We start from the raw sequence: 7574 nt of genomic DNA, 5'->3' as shown, positions 1-7574 counted from the left end.
ACGATCACCATCGCCGGCCAGCCCATCCAGGCCCAACCACGCCTCACCGCCGAAGCCGAAGCCATCCTCGCCAAGATCCCTCGCAGAACGGGGCACTAAATCAGGCCTCAGTTGTGGAACTCAGGTCACACCGGCAAGTGGACCGGGAACCCCCTAGCCTACGCATGTGGGGGTTGATAGAGAGTTGCCGACAGTCCGGGCAGTGCCGATGAGCAACTTCGCGTTCCTACGTGCCACCATTCCCACCCTGCACGCCGATGCTGCCCGGGCCGAGTCCTACCTGGCCTCCGATCCGCGCTCTGCGTGCTTCTACGCCCGCCGGACGGTCGAGGGGCTGGTAGACCACCTCTACGCCCTCAGGAGGCTTCCTGAGCCTTACCAGAACGATCTGGCGGCGCGGACCAACGCCCCGGCCTTCCAGCAGCTGACCGGCCGGACGATCTCGCACAAGCTGAACCTGATCCGCAGGGCAGGGAACAGCGCTGTGCATGAAACGCGGGCTGTGGGGCAGGATCTGTCGCTGGCCGTCCTGCGGGAGCTGCACCACGTCCTGGTCTGGGCGGCATTCCACCACTCCCCCGCCCCCGAGGCGGTCGCGACTGCTGCCCGGTTCGACGCCTCTCTGGCGGCCAAGGCGGCCCCGCTGAGCCGCGATGAGCTGACCAGGCTGGCAGCGCGTCTGAAGGCCCAGGACGAGGCCCTGGCGAGGGTCCGGGCGGAACGCGACGAGGTCGCGGCCGCCAAGGATGCGGAGATCGCGAGGCTGCGGTCTGAGGTAGAAGCCGCGCAGGCAGCTGTCGTGGTGGCCGATGAGCATGACTACTCGGAGGCGGAGACCCGCGATCTGTTCATCGACCTACTGCTGCGGGAGGCGGGGTGGCCGCTGGTCGAAGCTCGGGATCGCGAGTTCGAGGTCACTGGGATGCCGAACGCCGAGGGTCGCGGGTTCGTGGACTATGTGCTGTGGGGAGCCGACGGGCTACCTCTGGCGGTGGTCGAGGCCAAGCGCACCACCAAGTCCCCGCAGGTCGGCCAGCAGCAGGCCAAGCTGTACGCCGACTGCCTGGAGGCAACCTACGGGCGCCGCCCCGTCGTGTTCTACACCAACGGCTACGAGCACTGGCTCTGGGACGACGCGGCCGGGTACCCGCCACGGGAGGTCCAGGGGTTCTTCACCGCTGACGAGTTGGAGTTGATGATCCAACGCCGCACGGCCCGGCAGGTGCTGTCGACGGCGGCGGTGGATACGTCGATCGCTGGGCGGCCGTATCAGGTGCGGGCGATCAAGGCGGTCGGTCAGGCGTTCGACCAGAAGCAGCGCGACGCGCTGCTGGTCATGGCCACCGGGTCGGGGAAGACCCGCACGGTGATTGCGCTGGTGGACCAGTTGATGAAAGCAGGGTGGGTGAAGCGGGTCCTGTTCCTGGCGGACCGCACCGCTCTGGTGAACCAGGCCGTGGGCGTGTTCAAGGCGCAGCTGCCCAGCGTGGCCACGGTCAACCTGGTCACCGAGAAGTCCACCGACGGTCGGGTGTACGTGTCGACGTATCCCACGATGCTGAACCTGATCAACCAGGTCGACGACGGCGCCCGCCGCTTCGGCCCCGGCTTCTTCGACCTTGTCATCATCGACGAGGCCCACCGCTCGGTCTACGCCAAGTACGGGGCGATCTTCGACTACCTCGACTCGCTGCTGGTCGGCTTGACGGCCACCCCGAAGGACGAGGTCGACCACAACACCTACCGCCTGTTCCACCTCGAAGATGGCGTCCCTACCGACGCCTACGGGCTGGACGAAGCCGTCGCCGACGGGTACCTGGTCCCGCCGCGCGGGATCGACGTCGGGACGAAGTTCCTGCGCCAAGGCATCAAGTACGCCGACCTGTCCGAGGACGAGAAGGACCAGTGGGACACCCTCGACTGGGGCGAAGATGACCCGCCAGACGAAGTCGGCGCCGAGGAACTCAACCGCTTCCTGTTCAACGAGGACACCGTCGACAAGGTCCTCGCCACCCTCATGGACCACGGCCACAAGGTCGCCGGCGATGACCGGCTCGCCAAGACGATCATCTTCGCCAAGAGCCAGCGCCACGCTGAGTTCATTCAGGAGCGCTTCGACCTCAGCTGGCCAGAGCACGCCGGGCGGTTCGCCCGCGTCATCACCCACGGCACCCCCTACGCCCAGTCGCTGATCGACGACTTCTCCACCCCCGACAAGGCACCGCACATCGCGATCAGCGTCGACATGCTCGACACCGGCATCGACGTGCCAGATGTCGCCAACCTCGTCTTCTTCAAGATGGTCCGCTCCAAGACCAAGTTCTGGCAGATGATCGGTCGCGGCACGCGCCTCCGCCCCGACCTCTACGGCCCCGGAAACGACAAGCAGGACTTCTTGGTCTTCGACTTCTGCGGCAATTTGGAGTTCTTCGGCCAGGACCTCCCGACTGTGGAGGGATCCACCCAGAAGTCCCTCACCCAGCGGATCTATGAAGCACGCCTCGGCCTCGTCACCGCGCTGGACGACTCCGAACTGCGCGCCGCAACCGTCGACTCTCTCCACGGATTCGTGACCGGGATGACGCTGGACAACGTCCTGGTCCGCCCCCACCGGCAAGCCGTCGAGCGGTTCACCGACCGCGACTCCTGGACAGCCCTCACCCCAGGGGACGCGGAGGCCGCTCTCCCCCTCGGAGGCCTCCCGTCCGCCGTCACGGACCCCGACGAGGCCGCAAAGCGCTTCGACCTGCTCATCCTCCGACGACAACTCGCCCAACTCCAGCACGACGCCATCACCGCAGAGCAGATCCGGGAAGCGGTCCAGAACATCGCCTCCTCGTTGCTGACCAAGACCGCCATCCCCTCGATCCAGCAGCAGGCCGTTCTGCTGGAAGAGGTCGCCAGCGACGAGTGGTGGGTCGATGTCAGCCTCGACATGCTCGAACTCGCGAGGCTGCGCCTGCGCGGCCTCGTGCGACTCGTCGACCGCACCACCCGCACGCCGCTCTACACCGACTTCGAAGACACCCTCGGCGACCACCGAGCCGTCCAGCTCCCCGGCATCACTCCCGGCACCGACCTCAACCGCTTCCGCGCCAAGGCGGCCGCCTACCTGCGACAGCACCAGGACCACGTCGCCCTCCAGCGCCTGCGCCGCAACAAGCAACTCACCGCTGCCGACCTCGACTCCCTCGAAGACATGCTCGCCGCCAGCGGCGCCGGGAAGACCACAGACATCGTGTGGGCAGCCGAACACTCCGGCGGCCTCGGACTCTTCATCCGAAGCCTCGTCGGACTCGACAGAACCGCAGCAACCGAAGCCTTCGGCCAGTTCCTCGACAACGGCAACGCCACGGTCGACCAGATCCGCTTCGTGAACCTCATCGTCGACGAGCTCACCCAAACCGGTGCCATGGAACCGTCACGGCTGTATGAGTCCCCCTACACCGACCACGCCCCCACTGGGCCCGACTACGTCTTCCCCGACGCCCAGGTCGACGACATCGTCAGCATCCTCCGCGACGTCAAGGCCCACGCCATCCCTGGCGGAGCCGCGTAGCTCCGGAACGAGACGCAGACGTGTGATCCCGGGGGCAGCCCGTGACGGGCTGGCCCTACCACCCCCTGAAGGGCACCTTTGACCTCGTAACGGGGATGTCTGCCCCCAAACCAATGACGAAACGCTCTACAGCCCGGACTGCACGGCGGTCATCGAGTCCGGGGCCGACGGTTATTCCCCTGACGAGGCTTCTTTCGAGTGGGAGCTCGATGTACGGAACCAAGCCACTCGAACCGCTCCGGAAGTGCAGAACTCGGTCGCCCTGTTCAGCAATCAGACGCCACTCCTGTTCCTCAACGAAGCCTTGGTTCTTGAGTTGAGCTATCGCAGCCGGGTCCACCCAGGCATGAGGCGGCGCGCTCCCCCCCGTCCGAACCCAAGTCGTGGCCACAAGCCTAGACTTCAGGTCCGTTCCAGGCTCGCCGTAAGTCACTGGAGTCAATTCAACACCGTCGTTCCTCGCGGACTGGGACAGGCCGGAGGGGGAGATGCCAATCGAGTAGCCCTGGGCTCCGGCGTAGGGGCTGTCAGGCCGTGGTTCCCACCGTCACGACCCGGTTAGGGGTCGTGACGGTGGGGAAGGGTATGTTCGTGCGCGGGGTGGTTCCTGGCTGGTCGCTCTTCCTGCGGTCCTCTGCAACTGAGATGCTGCAGACGATGATGAAGGCCACGGTCGACTCCGGCACCGGCAAGTCACTCAAGGGCGTGATGACCGGGGCCAAGACGGGCACCGCGCAGTGGGGCAAGGCGGGCGCCCTGCAGACCCACGCCTGGATGATCGCCTACAACGACAAGTACGCCGTGGCGTCGTTCGTCGAGGTGGGCGACAGCGGCGGGTCGACGGCGGCCCCGCTGATCCTCCAGCTGCTCCGGTAGCCGTACGCCAGGAGAGAAATCGGCGGAACACGGCCCTTCCTGCAACCCCGAACCGTGCCACAGTTCGACCATGAACCTGAATCGTCGCACCCTCCTGCTCGCCGGTGGCGGTCTCTCGGCAGCCGCCGTCCTCGCCGCCTGTGGCAACAACAACCCGCTTTCGTCCGAATCGCCCACCGGCACCGCCCCCTCGGGTAGCCCGTCAGGTTCGGCCCCCGCCTCCGACGTCACGCTGACGCAGTGGTACCACGAGTACGGCGAGGCCGGCGTGAAGGAGGCCGTCGAGAAGTACGCGGCCGAGTACACCGGCGCCAAGGTCGAGGTGAAGTGGACCCCCGGCGAGTACGCCAAGATCCTCGCGGCCCAGCTGCTCACCGACGACGTCCCCGACGTCTTCGAGGTGGAGCAGGGCGGCAGCCTCGACATGATCCGTTCGGGTCAGCTCGAGCCCCTCAACGACATCATCGATCCGGTCAAGGACCAGTTCAACCCCGCCGTCATCAAGCGCTTCACGTTCGAGGACAAGATCTACGGCGTCCCGCAGACCATCGACATGCAGCTGCTGTACTACCGGCCCTCGCTGCTCGAGGCGAAGAACATCGCCGTGCCCACCACCTTCGAGGAGCTCGTCGCGGCCGCCAACGCCGTCAAGACCTCCGACATCGGCGGCTTCTTCGCCGGCAACGACGGCGGCGTCGGCGTGCTCGGCACCATCCTGCTGTGGGCCTCGGGCCACGAGCAGCTCAACGAGGAGCGCACCGAGGCCGCGTTCCTCACCGACGACTTCTACAACGCGCTGGTGGCCTACCGCGACTTCTCGAAGTCTGGCGGAGTCCTCCAGGCCGCGTCGGCCGAATGGTACGACCCGGGCGCCTTCGTCAACGGCGAGGCCGCGTTCCAGTGGGGCGGCCTGTGGTCGCTGCCCGCGATCAAGGAGGCCCACGGCGACGACGTCGGCGTCATCGCGTTCCCCGCGATCGGTGCCAAGGGACGCCCGGTGGTGCCGTTCGGCGCGTTCGGCGCCTGCGTCGCGGCGAAGGGCAAGAACGTCCAGGCCTCCAAGGACTTCGTCAAGTGGCTGTGGATCGACCAGGAGGACAAGCAGGTCGACTTCTCCAACGCCTACGGCACCCACGTGCCCGCCAAGGTCGCGCTGGTGCCCAAGGCCGACAAGCTCGCCGACGGCGCCGGTGCGGACGCCGCGAAGTACGTCGCCGAGAACGGCTTCACCAACGACATCATGTGGTCGGGTGCGCTGGGCGACGCGTTCAACGCCGCCGTCAGCAACGTCATCAAGAACGACGCCGACCCGAAGGCCGAGTTCGCCGGCTTCGCCGAGAAGGCCAAGACCGAGTTGGCCAAGCTGAAGGGCTAACCTGCCCGATGTTGAAGCGGCTGCGCGGACGCCAGGGACGCAACCTGTGGTTCCTGGCCTTCGTCGCGCCGTTCTTCCTGGGGCTCGCGGCGTTCGTGTACGTGCCCATCGCGTGGAGCGCGTACCTGTCGTTCTTCGACGCGCGCAACACCGTCACCCCCACCAAGTTCGTGGGGCTGGGCAACTACGCCTACCTGCTGCAGGACAAGCTGTTCCTCAACTCGCTGCTGGTGTTCGCGATCTTCGCGATCTTCATCGTGCCGCTCACCTACGTGTGCTCGCTGGGCCTCGCCCTGCTGCTGAACAACCTCAAGTACGGTCAGGCGTTCTTCCGGTCGGTGTTCTTCATCCCGACGGCGGTCAGCTACGTCATCGCCGCCATCATCTGGCGCTTCGTGTTCTTCAACGGTGCCCGCTTCGGCATGATCAACTCGTTCATCCGCAGCGCCGGCGGCGACCCGGTGAACTGGCTCGGCGGTGGGAACAACCTCTACTGGGTCGCGCTGGTGAGCGTCCGCCTGTGGCTGCAGGTGGGCTTCTACATGATCTTGTTCATCGCCGGCCTCAACCAGATCCCCCGCGAGACGTACGAGGCGGCAGCCCTCGACGGCGCCTCCGGTTGGCGGTTGCTGCGCTGGATCACGCTGCCCCAACTGCGGGCCGCGAGCGTCGCCGTCCTCATGCTGCTGTTCATCAACGCCTTCCAGGCCTTCGACGAGTTCTTCAACATGCTGAGCTCGATCGGCCAGTACCCGCCCTATGGTCGCCCCCCGCTGGTGCATCTGTACCTCATCGCCTTCGGCGGCGGCCAGCAGGATCTCGGCGTCGGCGGCGCGGGCACCATCATCCTCACCGCGATCATCGTGGTGTTCGGCCTCGGCCAGAACTGGGTACTCGGCCGCAACGAGCGGAGGGCCGCGCGATGAAGGGCAACCGGGTGCTGACGTCGGTGCGCTACGGCGTGCTGGTCGCGCTGGCGCTGCTGTTCCTGCTGCCGTTCTACGTGATCGTCCGCAACGCGTTCTCGACGCAGGCCAACATCACCGCCCCGCGCTGGAACTGGCTGCCCGACCAGTTCAACCTGACCAACCTCGACTCGCTGCTGGCCAACGACTCGATCGGCATCGGCCGGGCCATGCTCAACAGCGGGATCATGGCGGTGCTGCAGACCGGCGGCACCGTCGTCGTGTCCGTCATGGCGGGCTACGCGCTGGCCCGCTACACGCACCGGCTGGCGAAGTTCCTGCTCGGGCTGACGTTGTTCACGCTGATGGTGCCGGCGACGACGACGTTCCTGCCGATGTTCATCATGACGGCGCAGCTGGGCTGGGTCGACACCTTCCGGGGCCTGGTGATCCCGGGCATGTTCTCCGCGTTCGCGACCTACCTGTTCCGGCAGTTCTTCCTGGACTTCCCCGTCGAACTGGAGGACGCGGCGCTCGTCGACGGGTGCAACCCGTGGACGGCGTTCTGGCGGATCGTCGCGCCGAACTCCACCGGCATCATCGCGGCGGTGAGCACGATCATCCTGATCGGGTCATGGAACGCGTTCCTGTGGCCCACGTTGATCGGCCGCGACGCGACCCGCACGGTCCAGGTGGCGTTGAGCCAGTTCATGACCAGCCAGGGGGTGCGCTATCCGGAGCTGTTCATGGGGTCGCTGGTCGCGATCCTGCCGATGCTCGCAGTGTTCCTGTTCCTGCAGCGCTATCTGGTGCAGGGGCTGACGACGTCGGGCATCCGCTGAGCGTCCTTCGTGGGGCG

Annotated in this window: 5 protein-coding genes; all 5 read left to right on the top strand. The window is 66.5% G+C overall.

Annotated features, from left to right (window positions below):
- Positions 1 to 208: 208 nt before the first annotated feature.
- Positions 209 to 3559 carry a DEAD/DEAH box helicase family protein gene (locus ACFQPD_RS08115; RefSeq protein ID WP_385899978.1) on the top strand — a complete coding sequence of 1117 codons (3351 nt, stop codon included), beginning with the start codon at positions 209 to 211 and terminating at the stop codon, positions 3557 to 3559.
- Between the two features lie 585 nt (positions 3560 to 4144).
- Positions 4145 to 4435, top strand: coding sequence for a penicillin-binding transpeptidase domain-containing protein (locus tag ACFQPD_RS08110; protein WP_385899981.1), 291 nt, complete (start codon positions 4145 to 4147; stop codon positions 4433 to 4435).
- 70 nt (positions 4436 to 4505) lie between these two features.
- Entirely contained in the window at positions 4506 to 5810 is a 1305-nt protein-coding gene (locus ACFQPD_RS08105) for an ABC transporter substrate-binding protein (RefSeq protein WP_385899976.1), read from the top strand.
- 8 nt (positions 5811 to 5818) lie between these two features.
- The gene (locus tag ACFQPD_RS08100) at positions 5819 to 6736 is read left to right on the top strand and encodes a sugar ABC transporter permease (protein WP_345579282.1); all 918 of its coding nucleotides are present in this window, start codon (positions 5819 to 5821) and stop codon (positions 6734 to 6736) included.
- Positions 6733 to 7557, top strand: coding sequence for a carbohydrate ABC transporter permease (locus ACFQPD_RS08095; RefSeq protein ID WP_385899974.1), 825 nt, complete (start codon positions 6733 to 6735; stop codon positions 7555 to 7557). The genes ACFQPD_RS08100 and ACFQPD_RS08095 overlap by 4 nt, the downstream gene beginning before the upstream one ends.
- Positions 7558 to 7574: the final 17 nt, after the last annotated feature.

Origin of the sequence: Tessaracoccus sp. O5.2 (assembly GCF_964266725.1) — a bacterium.
GTDB classification, from domain to species: domain Bacteria; phylum Actinomycetota; class Actinomycetes; order Propionibacteriales; family Propionibacteriaceae; genus Arachnia; species Arachnia lapidicapta.
Note: the sequence above shows the minus strand (reverse complement) of the source record. Positions and strands in the feature narration are given on the sequence as shown.

Bases quoted from the DNA above. Each gene is read 5' to 3' on its own strand.
- ACFQPD_RS08100 (WP_345579282.1), top strand. From the start codon at position 5,819: ATGTTGAAGCGGCTGCGCGGACGCCAGGGACGCAACCTGTGGTTCCTG.
- ACFQPD_RS08115 (WP_385899978.1), top strand. From the start codon at position 209: ATGAGCAACTTCGCGTTCCTACGTGCCACCATTCCCACCCTGCACGCC.
- ACFQPD_RS08110 (WP_385899981.1), top strand. From the start codon at position 4,145: ATGTTCGTGCGCGGGGTGGTTCCTGGCTGGTCGCTCTTCCTGCGGTCC.
- ACFQPD_RS08095 (WP_385899974.1), top strand. From the start codon at position 6,733: ATGAAGGGCAACCGGGTGCTGACGTCGGTGCGCTACGGCGTGCTGGTC.
- ACFQPD_RS08105 (WP_385899976.1), top strand. From the start codon at position 4,506: ATGAACCTGAATCGTCGCACCCTCCTGCTCGCCGGTGGCGGTCTCTCG.